A 19,258-nucleotide genomic window follows, 5' to 3' on the forward strand; every position below is an offset into this window, starting at 1 on the left:
ACGTTCGCCCTGCCGATGGCTACTCTGACGACGTGGCCGATGAAAAGGACAGTGGGAGCGGCTCGATCCGACGCCCCTCGTGGGACCACCCGGTAGTGTCCACCGTCGCGCTGGAACTGGGCGGCCTCGCCTTCTCCGGGTTGGTCGCTCTGGTGGGGTGGCCGTTCGGGTGGCTGCCCGACACTGGTTTCGTCCTCCTCGTGACGGGCCTGATCGCGATCGGGCCTGCGGCTGAGTTGTACAGCGGGGCGGGCCCGCCGCGTCGGCTTGCTGTTGTTGCCGCTCTCCTTGCGCTGGCAACGGTGAGACTGCTCGTGGCTGCAGCAATGAACTGGGCCTTCCCTGCGCTGGCTGATCCGGGCGTCGGTATCCTCGTCGGCTACCTTGTTGCGTTACCCATCGGCGTGGCTGTGTTGGCTTGGTTCCTCACCAGGGAGAGCTAGCCTGCCCCACTCGTCGCAGGGAGTGTCAGTAGGCAGTGCGATGCTGACGCCAACAACTCCGCTCACGGTGATCAATGGGGGGCCGATGCCTGGTGAACGATCAGGGTCTGACTTGTCCTCGGTCGGCTTTGACGCTGCTTGGTGTGCCACCGACCTGGGTGAATACCGACCCTGCCGCTACACCTATGAGTACTACCCCTACGAGAGCCTGCCACCTCTCGACTCCACCGAGTTCACGGGCGCCTTTCAATGGCTCGGTGGTACCGGCGAACCTGTTCCCGAACAGGTCACGGCGCTCAATCGCTTGGCAGAAAACGTTGCGGCCAAGGGCTTGACGCTGCCTCGGGACTTCGTCACCTTCCAGGCCGACTCGAAGCTGCACTACTCGCTGGATGAGGTCTCGGTGACCTGCTGCTGGACCGATATCTCAGAGCCCCTGCCCAGTCCGGTCGAGCCTGGTGCCTTCCTCGTGCGATTCCTGCGGGATCAACAGGACTGCGTCATCTGGTACCTCTACCTCCGTCCTTCGGGTGAGGCGTTCGTGGTGCACTCCTATCTCGACTACGAATACGAGTACGAGGCACGGCGGGATGGGGAAGAGACGGAGACCAATCTCAACGATCCGGAGGAGCAAAGGGCCGCAATCCTCTGGTGTGCACCTTCGTTCGAGGAGTTCGCCTATCGGTTCTGGATCGAGAACCGTCTCTGGCATGCCCTGAACGGCAATGATCTGTCCGGACTCGAGCCTCAGGTGCGTGACTACTTGCGCCACTACGCACCGCCTGGGATGCCCGCATGATCGTGCATTGAACGAGATCATGTGCGGATGGCAGAGCGGATACGCGTTCGCGAGATCGATGGCGGCGAGGGGCAGCGCCTGCTGCGGATCATCCGTAGAGGCACCGGTTCGGTGGTGACCTGGCGGCGGGCACAGATCGTGCTGTTATCCGCGCAGGGCATGCCCGTGGCAAAGATCGCCGAGGTGACGTTCACCAGCCCGGACCGGGTCCGGGACGTGATCCACAACTTCAACGCCGACGGCTTCGACTCGCTCTACCCGAAGTACAAGGGCGGTCGACCGAGGACCTTCAGCCTCCCGGAGCGCCGGGAGATCAAGAAGATCGTCAAGTCCAGGCCGACCGAGCACGGCCTGCCGTTTTCGACCTGGAGCCTGGCCAAGCTGGCCGACTTCCTGGTCGCCGAGGGGGTGGTCGACGACATCAGCCACGAGGGCCTTCGGGTCCTGCTCCGCGAGGAGGGCGTCTCGTTTCAACGCATAAAGACCTGGAAGACCTCCCGCGACCCGGACTACGCCGCCAAGAAAGCCCGCGTCGAGCACCTCTACGCGATTGCCGACGGAGAGGTCATACCCGAGGACGGCGAGCCTGAAGTCATCTTGTGCCTGGACGAGTTCGGTCCGCTCAACCTCCAGCCCCACCCGGGCCAGCAGTGGGCCGAGCGCGGAGGACGGCACAAGGATCCTGCCCGAGAGCCACGGCCCCGCAGACGGGCGACCTACACCCGCCCGCACGGGGTCAGGCACCTGTTCGCCGCCTACGACCTGGGCATGGACAAGCTCTACGGTCACATCAAGCCGAAGAAGAACCGGACGCGGTTCCTGGAGTTCTGCCGCTATCTGCGCAGCCTCTACCCGCCGAAGATCCGCATCGCGATCGTGCTCGACAACTTCTCGCCGCACCTGACCACGAAGAAGGACAGCCGGGTCGGCGACTGGGCCGCAGCCAACAACGTCGAGTTTGCCTACACGCCGACCAACAGCTCCTGGCTGAACCGCATCGAGGCCCAGTTCACCGCCCTGCGCTACTTCGCCTTGGACGGCACCGACCATGCCAGCCACAAGGAGCAGGGCAGCATGATCCGCCGCTACATCATCTGGCGGAACAGGCACGCCGCCGACGAACGTCTCCGCGAGGTGGTCAACAGGGCGAACGTTGCCTGATGCGGCACTAGCGCGGGCAGGGCCCGCCCCTCCGGATATGACAGCACCGGCTCCGCTGTGAGGCGATGACGCTTCTACGGGCCGGTGCCGTGTGTGGGTGCGCCGGTGGCTGACGGGGTTCGGGCGCACACTCCGTGTCGATCGGGATCCGTTCGCTCAGCGGGTGACCAGGAGGCCACGGCTGCGCAGCACCCACCGCTCCAGCGGGCTGAAGATCAGCAGGTCGATGGCGATGCCGACGAGGAGGATCAGGAAGATGGCCAGGAACACCTGCGGCATGCTGGAGTTGTTGCGGCCGTTCTCCAGCAACTGGCCGAGGCCGACGCCCAGATCGGGCGAGGAGGCGATGATCTCGGCGGCCATCAGCGAACGCCAGGAGAACGCCCAGCCCTGCTTCAGCCCCGCCAGATAGCCGGGCAGCGCCCCCGGCATCACGATGTGCCAGGCCCCGCGCAGGCCGGTCGCGCCCATCGTCCGGCCGGCTCGGAGGAACAGCGGCGGGATCTGGTCGATGCCCGCGACGAGGCCGTTGGCGACGGACGGGACGGCGCCGAGCAGGATGACGGCGTACATCATCTTGTCGTTCAGGCCCAGCCAGATCACGGCGGGGGGCACCCAGGCCACGGACGGCAGCGACTGCAGACCGGACAGGATGGGGCCGATGGCTGCCCGGACGAATGTCACCCGGGCGACCAGCAGGCCGAGCGGCGTACCGATGGCGAGCGCCAGCAGGAAGCCGAGCAGACCGCGGGAGACGCTGGTCCAGATGTAGTCGAGCAGCGTGCCCTGGACCCAGGCATCGCGCACCTCCCCCCACACGTCGGAGGGCGCGGGCAGCTTGTAGTCGGGGGCGAGGTCCGCCCACACCAGCAACTGCCAGACCACCAGCACCAGCGCCACGGCGGTGACGGGGGGCACGACCTTGCGTATCAGGGTCTCGCGCAGCGGCGTACGGTCGGCCTGCACCGCATCCAGGGCGTCGAGGCCTGCTTCCAGCACCGCCAGACCGTAGGCGTCCTGGGTCTGCTCAGCTGCTGGGGAGCCGTCCTTCTCGGTGTGGACGCCGGTGTCAGTGCTGGCCATGGCGGCGGATCTCCCCACGCAGTTCTTCGGTGATCTCGACGGACAGTTCGGCGACCGCGCTGTCCTCGATGCGGCGCGGCTGCGGAATGCCGACGGTCCACTCCCGGGCGATGCGGCCCGGGCGGGAGGAGAGCAGCACCACCCGCTGGGCAAGCCGTACCGCCTCGCGCACGTTGTGCGTCACGAACAGCACCGACAGCCCCGTCTCGCTCCAGATGCGGGTCAGTTCGTCGTGCAGGACGTCACGGGTGATGGCGTCCAGTGCCGCGAACGGCTCGTCCATCAGGAGCAATCGGCTGTCCTGGGCCAGCGCCCGGGCCAGAGCGACACGCTGCCGCATGCCACCCGACAGCTCGTGCACCCGCTTGCGGTGGGCGCCCTGCAGCCGTACGAGTTCCAGCAGCCGTTCCGCCTCGGCGCGGCGCTCCGGCCCCGCGACCCCGCGTAGCTTCAGGGCGAGTTCGATGTTCTTGCCCGCGGTCAGCCACGGGAACAGGGCGTGCTCCTGGAACATCAGGGCGGGCCGGCCGTCCGTCTCGATCGAGCCCGCGGACGGCAGGTCCAGCCCCGCGACCAGGTTGAGCAGAGTGGACTTGCCGCAGCCGGAGGCTCCCAGGAGGGTGACGAACTCGCCGGGTGCGACATCGAGCGTGATGTCGTCCAGCACGAGCTGCCGCCCGCCGGGCGTACCCGGCGCGGGGAAGGACTTCGAGACGTGCTCGATACGGGCGGCGTACGTCACCGCCGTGGCGTCCTCGGTGGCCTCGGCGATCGTGGTGGCCATGGTCGTCACCTCCTGGGAACTCATCGGGTCCGGTTCCTGGTTACTCGGCGCCGAGACCGGCGTCGTCGACCTCGTCCTTGCCCTCGGTCTTGAGGACCTTGTCGAGCAGCGTGAGGTCGTAGATGCCCTTCAGGTCGGGCTTGTCGAGCAGGCCGGCCGTCACCGCGTGCTCCGCCTCGGTGTCGAGGGTGGAGGCCAGAGGGTCGTCGAGGAAGGTGATGGACTTCCAGGCCGGGTCGATGACGTCGGCGGGCAGCGCCTTGCCCGACAGCTCCTTCAGCGCCGTGTTGGCGGCGGCCTTCGCCTTCTCCGTGTTGGCGTTGATCCACTCATTTGTCTTCACCGAGCCGCGCAGTACGGCCTCGACGACGTCGGGGTGCTCCTTGAGGAACTTCTGCGACACGATGATGTTCGTGATCACGAACTTCTTGTCGGGCCACAGCGTCGACTCGTCGAGCAGCACCTTGCCGCCCTCGGCGACCAGCTTGGACGCGGTCGGCTCCGGCACCCAGGCGCCGTCGATGGAGCCGGACTTGTAGGCGTCCGGGGTGATCTTGTTGTCGGTGCGGACGACGGAGACGTCGCCCTTGCCGCTCTGGGCGTCGACCTTCCAGCCCTGCTCGGCGATCCAGTTGAGGAACGCGACGTCCTGGGTGTTGCCGAGCTGCGGCGTGGCGATCTTCTTGCCCTTGACGTCCTTCAGGGACTTGATCTTCTTCGGGTTCACGACGAGCTTGACGCCGCCGGAGGCGGAACCGCCGATGATCCGCAGGTTCTTGCCGCCCGACTTGGTGTAGCCGTTGATGGCGGGGGAGGGGCCGATCCAGCCGATGTCGATGGACCCGGCGTTCAGCGCCTCGATCTCGGAGGGGCCGGCGCTGAAGGTCGAGGCCTTGATGGTGGTGCCGCCGAGCTCCTTCTGGAACAGGCCCTCCTGGACGCCCACGAGAGCGGTGGCGTGCGTGAGGTTGGGGAAGTAGCCGATCTTCACTTCGTCGGCGGAGAGCTTCTTGGCGCCTGCCGCGGCAGCCGCGGTCTTCTTCCCGTCGTCGGTGGACTCGGAGCCGTACCCGCAGGCGGTCAGCAGGAGAGGGAGCGCCGCTATGACGGCGATGGTGCGGAGGGTGGTGAGCGGTCTTGCGGCAGACACGGAGGTGTCCTCTCAGGGAAGGAGGTGTGGACTGGCGTGCTGAGGTCTCAGACCGGCCAACAGATGGAACTGGACGTATGGCCGAAGTCGATGTGACGACGCGAGGTCAGCACGGGCAGCACCCGGTCTGCGCAGCTGAGCGCTCCCACGGCCACCCCCTGATCCCTAGTTTTCCTACCTGACTGCTAGGGATCGTGACAGAAGGTGGCACCCGCCCCAAGAGGGTATTCACATGATGGACGTGACTGTCTCAATATTCGGGATCGATGGCGACCGGCCCAGCATTCCGGCGGTCTTCCCGGACGCTCGGGATTGCTCACGTTGCTGCCTACAGACCCACACGTCCGCCGAGCGCGGCGGAGAACTGATCGACGACCCGCACGAGTTCCTCCCGTGCGGCGGGCTCCACGAGGACATCACCGTCCTCCCGTACATCGATGTGCTTGGCCAGTACGACCAGTCGGCCGCGATGTGCGCGGCCTCCATGGAGGCGAGCACCGGGCGGCGAACTCCTCAAGCGTGTTGACGTTTCTGCGGTGGCCGGAATCGATATGGGCACTCAGCACCTCGACGGCCTTGTCGGCGCGACCCTGTCGTTCCAGCGTCCGACTCGGCACGATCGCGGCGTTCCCCGGCCCCCGCGCCCGTCTCGCTCTCGACCAGGGGCCGGACCAGGTCGGCGACCTCCGCATCACGCCCGTGTCCCTCGGTCGCCTCGGCCAGTGCCTCGAGGAGGAACCAGTCCGCCAAGTGGGGGCGGAGCACATCGATCGCCTGGCCGACCCGCCCGTGCCGCGCCAGCAGCCCCGCCAGCTCGGCGAGCGCCAGACGCTCCCCGGACTCGGCCTGCGCCCGCACCAGCCCGACCGCCTCGTCCACACGTCCCCGGTCCGCAAGGACGCGGGCGGCCACAGAGATGGCGCCCCACCAGTCAGTCGCGGCGTAGGGGGAGATGACCTCCCAGGCCGCCTCCGGCTCGCTCCGGCGCAGCAGTTCCTTCACCGCACCCTTCGCACAGAACCACTCGCCGGCCTCGGCGGCCGTCAGCACTACAGCCAAGTACCCGTGGCCGAGGAGCAGCTGGACGGTGACGGGCGGGACACCCTCCAACCAGCGGGCACGGCGCTCAAGGTCATCGGCGTTCAGTGACAACGACGGCGGGCGCCGTGGAGCGACCTCGAAACGGGCGCTGCCGTCGGGTCGTTGCTGCGAGCATCCGCATGATTCCTGCGGCTGCGCCTCGTGGGCACTACGGTGTCCGTGTGCGACGCGTCACAGCGCGTCATGTATCGGGCAGCCGGGGTGGGGGTGCCTTCATGCCCGGGCTGCGTCAGTTGGGGGCATTGTGCATGAAATGATCAAGGGCTCGAATGTGACTCTGTCAGCCCTGAGCGAGAACGTCGGTTCCGTCATCGTCGGTTTGGGCTGGGGGAGTCCGACCGGCGAGGGCGACGCGGACGTGTCCGTCCTGTTGCTGGACGCGAACGGCAAGGTCCGCAGTGACAGTGACTTCTATTTCTACAACCACCCTGTTGCCGCCGACGGAAGCGTGCAGCTTCTGGGCAAGACACCGACAGCGGACGGGAACGAAGACCGGATCAGCTTCGACTTGACGGCGGTCCCCTCCGATGTGGACCGGTTGGTCGTGGCTGCCAGCCGGTATGAAGGAGCGCGCTTCGGTGAACTCGAAGGGGTGCGGCTGTCGTTGGCGGACGGAGCGGGTGAGGACCTCCTTCGCTTTGCCATCGACGACGCCGACTCGATGAGTGCGATCATCTTCGGCGAGCTGTACCGACGCGGGGAGGAATGGAAGTTTCGCGCCATCGGCCAGGGCTACGACTCCGGTCTCGCCGGTCTGGCAACGGACTTCGGGGTCGACATCGACGATGACGCGGCGGCAGTGGAAGCGCAGGACGACGCTGCGACGGACGATCAGGCAGAGACCGGGGAGGTCGAAGCAGCCGCCGTCCCGGCCCCGGTCGACGAGCCGCAGCCACAAGACACGCCGGCGGCCGTCCCGGCTCCTCGTCGGCCCGACGAAGACGGTGAGCAGCGCAAGTCGGCCACACGACCCCGTACCGCAAAGAAGAAGATCACCCTGCCCAAGGCGGCCAGGAAGAGCTTGGCGGACAACGATTCCTGGAAAGGGGCCCGCCTCTTTCCGGTGTCGGCGCTGAAGAGCGACCGCGATCGTGAGACGCGTGCCACGTCGGTGCTGCTGTCGGTGATGGCGCAGGTGCCGGAGTTCGGCAGGAGACTTACCGCCGCGTTCGGAGCGCCGGCCGGTCGCATGGAAACCTTCACCGAGGTCACGCTGCCGCACGGCGATACGCCACGACGCCCCGACGGGGTGATCCGCGTCGAGCGGGCCGGCAAACTGTGGACGGCGCTGGTCGAGACGAAGACCAACGGCAACGTGCTCAAGGCCGATCAGGTGCAGGCGTACATGGACATCGCCGCGCGCCGTGGCTACGAGGCCGTGATCACACTGTCGAATGACGTCGCGCTGGAGGGCAGCCCGCTCGTCGACGTCAAGATCGACGGGCGGCGCAAACACAAGGTGGCCCTACGGCACCTTTCGTGGGCGGAAGTCGCCCATCAGGCTCAGATGTTGATCCGCCATGAGGGCGTCGGCAATGCCGCGCACGCCTGGCTCCTGCAGGAACTCCTGCACTACTTGCAGCACGACAACTCAGGCTGCCACGGCTTCCAGAACATGGGACCGGCCTGGGTACCCGTGCGCAACGGCATCGACGACGAAACCCTGTGCCAGGGAGACCCTCGCGTACTGGAGGTGGTCGAGAGCTGGGAACGGCTCATCCGTCAGGTGAGTCTCGGGCTCGGCGGCGAACTGGGCCAGAAGGTACTGCCGGTCCAGCGGTCCAAGCGCGGCACGGATCCGGGAGCGCGCCGGGGCCTCCTTGCCGATCAGCTCTGCCGCGACGGAAGGCTGCAGGCGGAGCTGCGCATCGAAGGGACACCCGGTGTGCTGTCGGTCGGCGCGGACCTGCGTACGGGCAGACTGCGTACCTCCATCGAAGTACCGTCACCGGACCAGGGCTACCCCCTCACTTGGGTGAAACGGCTCATCCGGTGCCTGGGCGAGGCACCCGCGGACCTCCACATCGAAACGCTCGTCGAGGGCGCGCCGGGCGGCCCGCGAGGCACTCTGGAGCGACTCCGGCCGGAGCCGGCCGACTTGCTCCCCAAGGACAGCGGCACCCGCATCACCGGTTTCCGCCTGTCCCTGCTCAAGGGGATGGGGAGCAGCCGCGGCAACGCCGAGTCCGGCTTCATCCGCAGCGTCGACGACGCGGTCCACCGCTTCTACACCACCGTGGTGGTTCATCTGGATCGGGCCGCGCCCCGCCGAGCACCGTCGAAGGAAGGGGCGGCAGCGGGCTGAGACGTGGGTCGGCCGCCCGTGCTGACGGCGAGGACGGTGAGGTCGACACCGGCGTCACCGCCTCCGCCCGCGGCCCTGGCCACGGAGGTCAGGGAGCGAGTCCACCCCCGTCGGCCGTTGCGGAGGCAGCCACGCGTTCAACCGTCGGGCGCCAGTGGGCCAGCCCCGGCACCCGTCGGCCGACGACCTTGCCCGGGTCATCGGCGCGTCGCAGTGCCACCGCCACCTCGAAGCCGGGGTCCTGCTCGAAGGCGGCGGCCTCGGCGGCCTCCTCCGCCGTCATTGCCCCGCCCTGGCAGCCGAGGGTACGCGTGCTTTCCGGGGACAGCGCGAGCTGCGGGTCGGTCGCCGCGAGGTAGCGCTTGGCGGGGATGTGCAGAGCGACGAGGCGCGCGGTCCGCGGACCGAGGAGCGCGGCGACGGCCGCGGCGGCGTGTTCGCCGTGTCCGGCCTCGTCCCCCGGCATCAGACCGTGGCCGATGTCGTGGACGAGCCCGGCCACTTGGAGCTCCTCGTCGTCCGGGTGCCGCTCGGCGAGGACCGTCGCCACGGTACGGAAGTTTGACGTGAGGTGACGTGCTGGGGCGGAGGCTGCCGACCGGCATCCTGGTGGGGAATGGCCGCACTGATCGTGGGCGGGCTGGCATGATGACCGTCGTGCTGATCAGAAAGGGCGATGCCGCGTAGGCGCCCGAAGGCCGTGCGCGAGCAGCGCTGGCGGCCGCGCAGCCATGTACGTGTGCGTCGGATCCCGACCGTGTCCGCCCGCACCCGCGTGGCCGTACGGCGAGTAGAGGACGAACTCGATCAACCGGGCATCGTGGCTCGGGCTCTTGCCAGGTTTGACAGGGCGTTCGCGCAGCCGGGCCGATTCCTCAATGCGCCTGAGGCATGGGAGCCGGGTCTGGAGATCGAGGACGCCCGTGACGACCTCGAAGAGGTGCTACGGCGTCTTCCCTCGGGGGCACGGGCCGACCTTGGCCGCCTTGTCCACCGCATTGATGAGGAGTTCGAGCGGCGGACGCTTCCGGATCCGGGCCCGATGCCCGAGTGGACCGCGGGCCGATGGTGGTGGTGGCGTATTCGAGACCGCTGAGGCGGAGGGATCTTCGAGGCCATGCGGTGAGAGAACAGGGCCCGGGAGAGATGCATGTTCCGCACCGAGGCGTCCACAGCAGACCCCCATCGACCCCGCGATCATGCGGTCCCTGACGGAGCGCTTCGGCGACACCTTTTGACGCTGGTTCACGTCGCGCCGGCAGCCCGTGCGTGACCTGAGTACGTGGCATGAGTAGTTGCGCTCATGCTGCACGGTCAGCTGCCGGACGAGGATGAAGCCAACGCCGCGAACGCGGTGGACTCACAAGGTGGTTGACCTGTCTACGGGGGTTTGTTCCATGTCCAGGCGCATCATTGTTTCCGGGCTCGCCGCTGTTGCCGTGCTGGGAGCGGCCGGTGCCTACGCCTTCGTGGCGCAGGCCTCCGAGGACGGACCGGCGGTGAAGGACAGCTCCGCCGAATACGTTGCGCCGGCCACCGGCCACGACGGCTCGATCTCCTTCACGACCCGTGTCACGGACGACTCGGGAGTGCGCAGCGTGAAGGTTCTGGCCTGGCCGGGAAGCATGAAGCCGGCGCCGACGGCCAAGGAGATGTCCGCCGTCGAGTCCGCCATGTGCACGGCGGCGGCCGGGGACGGAGCCGCCACGTGCCGGTACACCGCGAAGGTCTCCGGCACGGACGCCGCCACGGCACCGCGCGGGACGTGGCACGTCGCGGTCCTTGTCACCGCGAAGGACGGCGACACGGTGTTCGTGCCCAAGGCGGCGGACTTCACCGTGACTCGCTGAGCGAAGAGAAAGCGAAGAGAAAGCGAAGAAAAATGGAGGCGCTCACCGGAGGAAGACGACCGAGCGCAGCTTCAAGCGGTCGGTGGCCGGCGCACCGTGTGGGCGCAGGATCCAGAAGGCGCCGGTGCAGTCGGGCTCGGTGAATACCACCGCGATCTCGTCCGTGTCGTTGTGCGGGGCGAAGGCGGGTTCGGAGGCGCCAGGGTCCGCGGCCTCCGGGATGACGAGGCATTCACCGCTCGACGGGTTGTGGACAGTGGCCGGGTACGGCTTCCCGTTGAGGCCGATGAACTTGTAGCTGAAGTCGCCGGTCGCGGCATGCGCGGGTGTGGCCAGGACGGCGGTGAGGGCAAGAGCACCGACTGCTGCGGAGAGGGAGTGCCGGATACGCACGGAGTTCTCGTTTCCTGAAAGACGCCAAGACCACCGCACCTTTACCTCTCACCCGGCCTCGTACGCGGAGACTTTGAAAGGGAAGGTTTCTCCGTCATCCGTTCGGCGGAGTCCCGTGTGGGGCCGGAGTCCCGTGTGGGGCCGGAGTCCCGTGTGGGGCCGGAGTCCCTTGTGGGACGGATACGAGAGCGATCCGGGCCATCGGGCCCGAACGCCCGGGGCAGGCAGGCGACGGGGGGAGGAGTACGCCTGCCTGCCGCGGTGGGTGATACCCCTCCGGGAAGTCAGGTACGAAGGGGCACCGTGCCCCGTGGCGGGGTCACCCCGTACAGCGCAGCACCCGCCGACAGTGTCACTGTGGCGGTCGTCCAACGACGCAAGGGGCGCCGACGAGGGTGTCGCGTGCCCTCGCCGGCGCCGGGGTTGATCGCCGGGGTGGCCGGTTACGGCGACACCACGTTGCCGCCGAAGGTGACGACGAGGCTGCCGTTCGCGGCGAAGGACCAGCCGAGGGCGCCGGAGTACGAGGAGCACCGGGACCCGTTCGAGCCGGTCCAGAACTGGTTGGAGCTGTCGGCGTCACCGACGGTCTTGTCGTTCGACCCGCTGACGGCGAACCGGCACGACGTGTTGTTCCGGAACACCGAAGTCCCGGCGTCGAACGAGAAGTTGCGCTGCGCGTTGTCGACGCTGGCGTTGTTCGAAATGGCCATCTTGCCGGGGTTGCTGTTGTACGTGAATCCGTGATGGCCGTTGTGGTAGGCGACGCTGTGCTGGACGACGTGGTTGACCGCGATGTCGTCGCCGCCGAGCTTGTAGCCGTTGCGGTCGCCGTTGGAGTTGACGGTGCCGTCGCTGAGCGTGCCGTTGTTGTAGGAGAGGGAGTACTCGATGGTCACCGGGCCGATGGCACCCGTGTCGGTCTTGGTGTAGAGGTCCCAGCCGTCGTCGATGTTGTTGTGGGAGACGTCGTAGCGGAAGACGTTCCCGGTGCCGGTGGTGAGCTTCGCGGCGAAGCCGTCCGCGTCCTCGCCGTCGGAGTCGGCGTTGTCGTGCGACTCGGAGCTCAGGATCAGGTTGTTGGACGGCCACTGGCTGCTCGGGGTGCTGGAGGAGATCCGCCCGAGCTGCAGTCCCGTGTCGCGGTTGTAGCGCGTCACCGCGCGCTCGATGACGTTGTTGCTGCCGCCGACGTAGATCCCGTTGTCACCGGCGTGCTCGACGGTGATGCCGTAGACGCGCCAGTACGAGGCATTGAGCTGGAGTCCGCGGTTCGACGAACTCTCGCTCTGGGCGGAGAAGTTCAGCACGGGGGTCTCGCCCGGGTAGGCGGACAGGGTGGTGCGGGCGCCGGAGGTGCCGTCGTTGCCCTGCGGGACGGTGACCGTCGAGGAGTAGTTGTACGTCCCGCCGCGCAGGTAGATGGTGCCGCCGGGCGTGATGCGGCTGATCGCCGAGGTGAGCGTCGTCGGGGCCGACTGTGTTCCGGCCGCGCTGTCGCTGCCGTTCGGAGACACGTACAGCACGGTGCCCGTCGTCGCGGTGGAGACCTCGGCGTCCACGTAGTCGATGTTGGGCAGGCCGGCGGAGGCGGTCGGGTCGAGGCGGACGGTGTTGCTTCCCGCGCCGACCGGCACGGTGAGCGTCTTGGTTGCCCACGTCCCCCATGCGCCTGTGCTCTCGAAGGACGTCGACGTGGTGGTCGAGCCGTTCACCGTGACGTCGGCGGTTCGTGCGGCGGTGGTTCCGTTGGCGAAGCGGATCTGCAGCGTCGCCGTGCCCGCGGTGGAGGCGTTCACGGTGAACTGATCGTAGGCGCCGACCGCGTTGGTGCCGTTGCAGAATCCGCTGCCGGAGTAGCGGGTCCAGTCGGAATCGATGGTGCCGGTGCAGACCGCGGGGGAGTTCTCGGCCTCGTAACGGGTGGTCGCGGCCTGCGCTGGGGTGCCGGAGAGCGCGACGAGCGTGCCGGCCAGCAGGCCGACGGATGCGATGACTGGTCTCAGGTGCATCGTTCGCCTCGGATTCTGTTCGGTTGTGTGAACAGTGGTCACGGTTGTGTGCGACGCACAGGTACCGAAAGCGCTTTCTCGTGAAGTTAGAGAGCTGTCATAGGCGCGTCAAGACTGGGTTCCGTGTTCATTGTTCACGACCATGAATCCGAGGCGGGAGCGATCCCTCCGGCGTCGAGCCATCGGCCGAGCGGCAGCACTGGGCGCGGGGCAGAAGTACCCCGCGCCCGGTCGAGCCTGCCGTGTGCGCTCTCAGCTGCCGGTGGCGACCTTGCCGGCGCCGGGACCGGGCACGTTGCGGAAGCGGAACGGCTCCGGTTCGCGGCCGGCCTGGATGAACCAGCACTCCCCGGTGCCCTCACCGGTGACGATCCGCAGCACCGTGTCCGCCACGACCTGAGCCGGGATGACCGGCAGTCCCTGCTCGGAGAGCATGTCGCGCAGCGGGTCGATGATCCGCGACTCGGCGAACCCCGGGCAGACCGCGTTGAAGCGCACGTTGTCCGGTGCCAGAGCCGGTCCCAGGGAGCGGGCGAGTCCGACGACCGCGTGCTTGTTGGCCGCGTACAGGGGATCGAGCGGCACTGCCGCCAGGCCCGCCAGGGACGCGGTCGCCACGATCGAGCCGCCACCGCGTGCCCGAAGCGCCGGCAGCACCGCGTGGGTGCCGAAGACGACGCCGTCGAGGTTGGCGCCCATCGCGCGGCGGTAGCGCGCCGGGTCGAAGTCCTCACCGACCCCGCATCCGGTCGCCACCCCCGCGTTGAGCAACGCGATGTCGACACCGCCGTACTGCTCGTGGGCGAAGTCGACCAGGGCGCGGTTGGCGTCGAGGTCGGAGACGTCACAGGCGCGGAACTGGCCGCCGACCAGCTCGGCCACCTCCCGGCCGCCCCGTGCGTCGAGGTCGGCGACGACCACCTCGGCCCCGGCCTCGGCCAGCGTCAGTGCCGAGGCCCGGCCCAGTCCGCTGGCACCGCCCGTGACGATGGCCACCTTGCCCTGGAGCGGGCCGCCGCCCGCCTGTTCGCTCCGTGCGGCGACGGTCGCGCTCTCGCCCGCGGTCACGACAGCTCCAGCACGAGCTTGCCGACGTTCTCGCCGCGGAAGAGCATCTGCAGGGTCTCGGGGAAGTCGTCGAGCGTGCCCCTGACCACGTGTTCCTTGACCTTGATGCGGCCGGCGCCGATCAGCGCGGAGATCTCCTGTGCGGCCTCCGCGTAGCGCTTGGCGTAGTCGAAGACGACGAAGCCCTCCATGCGGGCGCGACGCACCAGCAGCGAGAGGTAGTTGGACGGGCCGTGGACCGGTGTGGCGTTGTTGTACTGGCTGATCGCGCCGCAGACCACGACGCGCGCGTGCATCGCCAGACGGGTGAGGGCCGCGTCGAGGATCTCCCCTCCGACGTTGTCGAAGTAGACGTCGATGCCGTCAGGGGTGTGCCGGCGCAGCGCCTTCCTGACGTCCTCGGCGCGGTAGTCGATCGCCGCGTCGAATCCCAGCTCGTCGGTGAGCAGCGCGCACTTCTCCTGCCCTCCGGCGATGCCCACGACCCGGCAGCCCCTGGCCTTCGCGATCTGACCCGCGATGGTCCCGACCGCGCCGGCCGCCCCGGACACCACCACGGTCTCGCCGTCCTTCAGCGCCCCGACGTCCAACAGGCCGAAATAGGCGGTCATGCCGGGCATGCCCAGCGCCCCCAGATAGGTGGAGGGCGGGGCGAGGGAGGTGTCGACCTTCATGGCGCCCCGGCCGTCGGAGACCACGTACTCCTGGACGCCGAACGTGCCGACCACGTGGTCGCCCGGCTGGTAGTCGGGGTGGTTGGACGCGGTGACCTCGATGACCGATCCGGCGCGCATCACCTCACCGATGCCCACGGGCGGCAGATAGGAGGGGCGGTCGTCCAGCCACCCCCGCATCGCCGGGTCCAGGGAGATGACGCGCGTCCGGCCCGCGAACCGTCCCGGGCCCGGTTCCTCGACGAGCCCGGAACAGTGCTCCCAGTCTTCGGGTTTCACGTCACCCACGGGACGCGCTGCCAGACGGATCTGACGGTTGGTCGCAGACATCATGCCTCCTGTCGCTCACGGCTCCTGGTGACCATACCGACCAGTAGGTACGCGGCGATGCGTGATCTTCGCCACAGCACCTCGGTGACCTTGTCCTCGGGCGCCCCTCCCGGATGCCGGATCGAGCCGAAAACGTGACGCCCAACAGGGTTATCAGGCATTCCGACTGGTCGGTAACGTGCGCCCTCACGTCCGTTCCCCTGCCCGCCCCCACGGATCAGAGCCGCACCGGAAGGCCATGCGATGACATACGCCGACGACCACCGGCATCCGCCACCAGCACCGACAGGATGGCCGCGGCCACAGGGCCGGTCCCCTGGCCACACCCCTCGGCACGAGTCGTACGCGCGGGATCCGTGGCAGGACTCGTACGGACGCGACGTTCCCGGGTACGACTCGTACGGATACGACGCCCTGCCGTACGACCCGTACGGGCGAGCCCCCCGGCAGGAACCGCACGCACGCGAGACCGATCGCCAGAACGCCGACCTCGTTGCCCTCCGCTCGGCCTACCGCGTGCTGCGCCGGGTCTCCACGCTGACCGCGCTCGGCTCCTTCGTGCTGTACGTGCTGCTGTCCTGCTTCGCGCCGGACCTGATGGGATCCGCCATCGCCGGTGAGGTGAGCCTGGGCATGGCGCTCGGCGTCTTCCAGCTCGTCGTCACCTTCGCGGCGATCCTCTGGTACGGGCGCAGCGCACGACGCTCCGTGGACCCGCTGGCACAGCTCGTCAGGGAACGGGCGACCGCGTCGGCCCGGAACGCCGGGGTGGCACGATGACCGACTTCGGCGCCGGGACGCAGGCCACCGTCCTGATCCTGTTCACCGCCCTGGTCACCCTCACCCTCCTCATGTGTGTGATGGCCGGACCGGACCGCGACGACCTGACGAACTTCTACACCGGCTACCTCTCGCTCACGCCGCTCAGGAACGGCCTGGCGATCGCCGGTGACTACATCTCCGCGGCCACGGTGCTGAGCACCACCGGCATCGTCGCGCTCGCCGGATACGACGGCTATGTCCTGGCGGTCAGCACCGCCATGTCGCTGGTGCTGCTGATGTTCCTGCTGGCCGAACCCCTGCGCAACGCCGGCAAGTTCACCATGGGCGACGTCCTGGCCCGCAACATGCCCGGGCGTGCCGTCCGTATCGCCTCCTGCGTGGTGACCCTGGCGGCGACCCTCCCCTTCCTCGTCGTCCAGCTCTCCGGGGCCGGATCGCTGCTCACCTTCATCCTGGGCATCCCGCACTCGGCCGGCGCCAGGACGACATGCATCGTCCTCGTCGGCAGCCTGATGATCATTTATGCGGCGATCGGCGGCATGCGCGGCACCGCCCTCATCCAGATGATCAAGATCGTGCTCCTGCTGGGCACCAGTCTCGTCGTCGCCGCCCTGGTCCTGAACCGCTTCGACTGGAACCCCGGCGACGTCCTCCGGGCCGCCCAGCACGGCAGCGGCGCCGGCTCCGCCTACCTCCGGCAGGGCCTGCAACTGGGCACCTCCGCCGGTGACCGGCTGGACTTCGCCAGTCTCCAGATCACCGTGATCCTCGGCGCGGCCTGCCTGCCGCACATCACGATGCGCCTGTACTCCGCCCGCGACGTACCCGCCGTGCGCCGCTCCATGTCCTGGGCGGTCGGCACGGTCACGACCTTCTGCCTGATCGTGATCATCCTGGGAACCGGTGCGGCGGCCCTGGTGGGATCCCGCTACATCACCGCGGCCGACCCGCACGGCAGGACATCGGTGCTCATACTGTCCCGGATGCTCGGCGGCGGCCCCGGCTCCGCGGGCTCGACGATCCTCTACGCGGCCGTGGCCGGCACGGTGTTCATCACCCTGCTGTCCTCGGTGGCGGGGATGACCCTGGCCGCGGCCTCGTCGCTCGCCCACGACCTGTTCACCCACGCGGCGCGGCGGGGACAGGCGGAGCCGCGTACGGAGATGACGGTGGCCGCATGGGCGAGCGTGGTCGTGGGAGCCGCCGCCATCGCGCTCTCCACCCTGGTCCAGAACTGGGACGTCGGCGTGCTGACGACACTGGCCATCTGCATCGGGGCGTCCGCCGTGGCCCCCGCGTTGACCTACTCCCTCTTCTGGCGCGGATTCACCCGTACCGGCCTGCTCGCGAGTCTCTACTCGGGCGCGGCCAGCGCGCTCGTGCTGATGGTCTTCTCCAAGGCCGTTTCGGGCACGCCGGCCTCGGTCTTCCCGAACGCGGACTTCGGCTGGTTCCCCATGCAGTCCACCGGCCTGGTCTCCATCCCGGTCGGCTATCTGGCGGGCTGGCTGGGCAGCCGGATGGACCACCGGCGCGACGCCGCCGAAAGCCAGGAGAACCGGCGGCTGTACGAGGAGAGCGAGGCACGGCTGCTCGCCGCGGCGGAGTGATCAAGAGGCGGCGAGCGCCAGCCCTCCGCCGCCCGTGGCGATGCCGCCCCGTGGTTCGGGTGCGGCGAACGGGGCCCTGTCCGGCCGGCACGTTGCTCCGGCCGGCGGGAGGGTGCCGTCGATGAGGTAGCGGCTCTCGTACGCGTCGACGCAGTCGCTGGGGTTGAGCATGGCGCTGTGTCCGTACCCGTCGTTGGTGAGAAGGCGGGCGTCGGCCAGGTCCTCGGCCATGGCCTGCGCCGCTCGGTAGGGAGTGGCGGGGTCGTATCTGGTGCCGACCACCAGCACGGGGTGGGCCGTCGGCTTGTTCCACGGGCCGCGATAGCGGTTCGCGGCCACTGCCGGCCAGGTGGCACACGGCTCCGCCGCCCAGGTCCAGAAGCGCCCTGCATCGCCCGCGCCGATGGCGGCGGCCTCCTCCAGAGCGTGGTAGACACCGGGGTCGCGAGGGTTGGGGCTGTCGGAGCACAGCACGGCACCACCCTGTTCCTCGCCCAGGTACGGGATCGGTACGGGCGGCGCGGGCAGGGGTGCGGACGGCTTCGGTACGCGCCCCTGCCACAGGCTCTGCAGCCTGCCGGCGAGGTCCGTCCAGCCGGGGTGGACGACGTTGAGGGCGCTCACCATGTCACCGACCGTCCGGCCATAGGTCCACGCGCCCACCGGGTGCGCCCGCAGACGCCGCATCAGCTCGTCGAACTTGTCCCGCGTCGCTTCGGGGCTGCCGGCCGAGAACGCGCAGGCGTCGATGGGGGCCGATCCGCACAGGCTGAGGAACTGGTCGAGGGTTGCCGCCGCGCCGCGGTCCGAACCCATGCGCAGGAACACCGGCAGTTCGGGTTCCTTGCTGGAGGCGTGGTTCGTCCAGGCCTGCGGATCGATGTTGCTGTCGAGAACCATGGCGCGGACCTTGCCGGGAAAGAGGTTGGCATAGGTGGCGCCGAGGAACGTGCCGTAGGAGATGCCCAGGTAGGTCAGTTGCGGTTCGCCCACCGCCCGGCGCAACTGGTCGAGGTCGCGGGCGGTGTCCGCGGTCGACACATGGCGCAGGAGCTCGGGGTCGTGCTGCCGGCAGCGCTGGGACAGATCCTTGTACGCGGCGATCCAGTCCGCCCGCTGCCGCTCGCCCACGGGGAAGCCGGCCGGCCTGCCCGACATCCAGGCCTTTGCTTCCTCGGGACGTGCGAAGCAGTTCACGGCGGTGCTGTTGCCGACTCCGCGTGGATCCCAGCTGACGATGTCGAACCGAGCCCGTATCTCCTGCGGGAAGAGCTGGTAGTTCTGCGGCATCTCCACCGTTCCGGGGCCGCCGGGACCGCCGGGGTTGAAGAACAGGGTGCCGATACGCCGTCCGGGGCCGGTCGCCTTCCGTTTGACGACCGCCAGCTCGATGGTGCGACGACCGGGGTTGCGGTAGTCCAGTGGCACCTTCACGGTGGCGCAGTCGAACTCAGGGCCCCGAGCGCAGGGTTTCCACTCCAACTGCGGGGCAGGCACCGACGGCGCCGGTCCGTCGGCCGCGGTGGCGTTCTGCGCGGTGCCCACGACCGTCAAGCAGCTCACCGCCGTGGCGATGGCGGCGGCACGACGCGCTCGGACAGCTGTGGGGCCGGATATGGCCATGCTCAGTCCTTCAGCTCTGTCCCTCGGCTCCGCCCCCGCGCAGCCAGGCGCCTCAGGCCACCAGCGCCTCTTGCGCCGGTGCGCATCCG

The 19,258-nt window shown here is 68.6% G+C and carries 19 protein-coding genes; 9 read left to right on the forward strand and 10 right to left on the reverse strand.

Features of this window, described 5'->3' with window-relative positions:
* The first annotated feature begins 32 nt into the window (after positions 1-32).
* The 3 genes from AB0I54_RS12000 to AB0I54_RS12010 are packed head-to-tail and all read left to right on the forward strand — an operon-like array spanning position 33 to position 2,403.
* The gene (locus tag AB0I54_RS12000; protein ID WP_363295824.1) at positions 33-443 is read left to right on the forward strand and encodes a hypothetical protein; all 411 of its coding nucleotides are present in this window, start codon (positions 33-35) and stop codon (positions 441-443) included.
* Positions 444-483: 40 nt separating this feature from the next.
* Positions 484-1,242 carry a hypothetical protein gene (locus AB0I54_RS12005; protein ID WP_363295825.1) on the forward strand — a complete coding sequence of 253 codons (759 nt, stop codon included), beginning with the start codon at positions 484-486 and terminating at the stop codon, positions 1,240-1,242.
* Positions 1,243-1,269: 27 nt separating this feature from the next.
* Positions 1,270-2,403, forward strand: coding sequence for an IS630 family transposase (locus AB0I54_RS12010; protein ID WP_363295826.1), 1,134 nt, complete (start codon positions 1,270-1,272; stop codon positions 2,401-2,403).
* Between the two features lie 156 nt (positions 2,404-2,559).
* Here AB0I54_RS12010 and AB0I54_RS12015 read toward each other — a convergent pair whose 3' ends face one another.
* From AB0I54_RS12015 to AB0I54_RS12025, 3 genes are read right to left on the reverse strand one after another with little or no spacing between them, the layout of a single operon-like run.
* A complete protein-coding gene (locus AB0I54_RS12015; RefSeq protein ID WP_363295827.1) occupies positions 2,560-3,486 on the reverse strand; it encodes an ABC transporter permease in 927 nt (308 codons plus the stop codon).
* On the reverse strand, positions 3,473-4,270 hold the full coding sequence (locus AB0I54_RS12020; protein WP_363296075.1) for an ABC transporter ATP-binding protein: 798 nt from the start codon (positions 4,268-4,270) through the stop codon (positions 3,473-3,475). The genes AB0I54_RS12015 and AB0I54_RS12020 overlap by 14 nt, the downstream gene beginning before the upstream one ends.
* A gap of 40 nt (positions 4,271-4,310) precedes the next feature.
* Positions 4,311-5,420 carry an aliphatic sulfonate ABC transporter substrate-binding protein gene (locus AB0I54_RS12025; protein WP_363295828.1) on the reverse strand — a complete coding sequence of 370 codons (1,110 nt, stop codon included), beginning with the start codon at positions 5,418-5,420 and terminating at the stop codon, positions 4,311-4,313.
* A gap of 232 nt (positions 5,421-5,652) precedes the next feature.
* On the opposite strand from AB0I54_RS12025, the gene AB0I54_RS12030 reads away from it, so the two are divergent.
* The gene (locus tag AB0I54_RS12030) at positions 5,653-5,946 is read left to right on the forward strand and encodes a hypothetical protein (RefSeq protein ID WP_363295829.1); all 294 of its coding nucleotides are present in this window, start codon (positions 5,653-5,655) and stop codon (positions 5,944-5,946) included.
* Here AB0I54_RS12030 and AB0I54_RS12035 read toward each other — a convergent pair.
* Entirely contained in the window at positions 5,934-6,572 is a 639-nt protein-coding gene (locus tag AB0I54_RS12035; RefSeq protein ID WP_363295830.1) for a hypothetical protein, read from the reverse strand. The genes AB0I54_RS12030 and AB0I54_RS12035 overlap by 13 nt on opposite strands.
* 202 nt (positions 6,573-6,774) lie before the next feature.
* On the opposite strand from AB0I54_RS12035, the gene AB0I54_RS12040 reads away from it, so the two are divergent.
* Positions 6,775-8,826 carry a TerD family protein gene (locus AB0I54_RS12040; protein WP_363295831.1) on the forward strand — a complete coding sequence of 684 codons (2,052 nt, stop codon included), beginning with the start codon at positions 6,775-6,777 and terminating at the stop codon, positions 8,824-8,826.
* Between the two features lie 88 nt (positions 8,827-8,914).
* Here the strand turns inward: AB0I54_RS12040 and AB0I54_RS12045 are convergent, their stop codons facing one another.
* Complete coding sequence (locus AB0I54_RS12045; protein ID WP_363295832.1) at positions 8,915-9,376, reverse strand: HD domain-containing protein; 462 nt, start codon at positions 9,374-9,376, stop codon at positions 8,915-8,917.
* Positions 9,377-9,583: 207 nt separating this feature from the next.
* Between AB0I54_RS12045 and AB0I54_RS12050 the strand changes: the two genes are divergently transcribed.
* Positions 9,584-9,922, forward strand: a complete 339-nt coding sequence (locus AB0I54_RS12050) for a hypothetical protein (protein WP_363295833.1) — start codon at positions 9,584-9,586, stop codon at positions 9,920-9,922.
* 301 nt (positions 9,923-10,223) lie between these two features.
* Positions 10,224-10,676: a DUF5707 domain-containing protein gene (locus tag AB0I54_RS12055; RefSeq protein WP_363295834.1), complete on the forward strand. Its 453-nt coding sequence runs from the start codon at positions 10,224-10,226 to the stop codon at positions 10,674-10,676.
* 42 nt (positions 10,677-10,718) lie between these two features.
* On the opposite strand, the gene AB0I54_RS12060 is transcribed toward AB0I54_RS12055, so the two are convergent.
* From AB0I54_RS12060 to AB0I54_RS12075, 4 genes are all read right to left on the reverse strand, one after another.
* On the reverse strand, positions 10,719-11,069 hold the full coding sequence (locus AB0I54_RS12060) for a hypothetical protein (protein WP_363295835.1): 351 nt from the start codon (positions 11,067-11,069) through the stop codon (positions 10,719-10,721).
* Positions 11,070-11,512: 443 nt separating this feature from the next.
* Positions 11,513-13,081 carry a carbohydrate-binding protein gene (locus tag AB0I54_RS12065; RefSeq protein ID WP_363295836.1) on the reverse strand — a complete coding sequence of 523 codons (1,569 nt, stop codon included), beginning with the start codon at positions 13,079-13,081 and terminating at the stop codon, positions 11,513-11,515.
* A 252-nt stretch (positions 13,082-13,333) separates the two neighbouring features.
* Positions 13,334-14,149, reverse strand: coding sequence for an SDR family NAD(P)-dependent oxidoreductase (locus AB0I54_RS12070; protein WP_363295837.1), 816 nt, complete (start codon positions 14,147-14,149; stop codon positions 13,334-13,336).
* Positions 14,146-15,153 (reverse strand): NADP-dependent oxidoreductase, encoded by a 1,008-nt coding sequence (locus tag AB0I54_RS12075; RefSeq protein WP_363296076.1) that lies wholly within the window; start codon positions 15,151-15,153, stop codon positions 14,146-14,148. The genes AB0I54_RS12070 and AB0I54_RS12075 overlap by 4 nt, the downstream gene beginning before the upstream one ends.
* Before the next feature lie 243 nt (positions 15,154-15,396).
* Between AB0I54_RS12075 and AB0I54_RS12080 the strand changes: the two genes are divergently transcribed.
* On the forward strand, positions 15,397-15,933 hold the full coding sequence (locus tag AB0I54_RS12080) for a DUF485 domain-containing protein (RefSeq protein WP_363295838.1): 537 nt from the start codon (positions 15,397-15,399) through the stop codon (positions 15,931-15,933).
* Positions 15,930-17,546: a cation acetate symporter gene (locus tag AB0I54_RS12085; RefSeq protein WP_363295839.1), complete on the forward strand. Its 1,617-nt coding sequence runs from the start codon at positions 15,930-15,932 to the stop codon at positions 17,544-17,546. The genes AB0I54_RS12080 and AB0I54_RS12085 overlap by 4 nt, the downstream gene beginning before the upstream one ends.
* On the opposite strand, the gene AB0I54_RS12090 is transcribed toward AB0I54_RS12085, so the two are convergent.
* Positions 17,547-19,169, reverse strand: a complete 1,623-nt coding sequence (locus AB0I54_RS12090) for an alpha/beta hydrolase (protein ID WP_363295840.1) — start codon at positions 19,167-19,169, stop codon at positions 17,547-17,549.
* Positions 19,170-19,258: the final 89 nt, after the last annotated feature.

The organism is Streptomyces sp. NPDC050625 (assembly GCF_040654755.1).
In the GTDB taxonomy this organism is placed as follows: domain Bacteria; phylum Actinomycetota; class Actinomycetes; order Streptomycetales; family Streptomycetaceae; genus Streptomyces.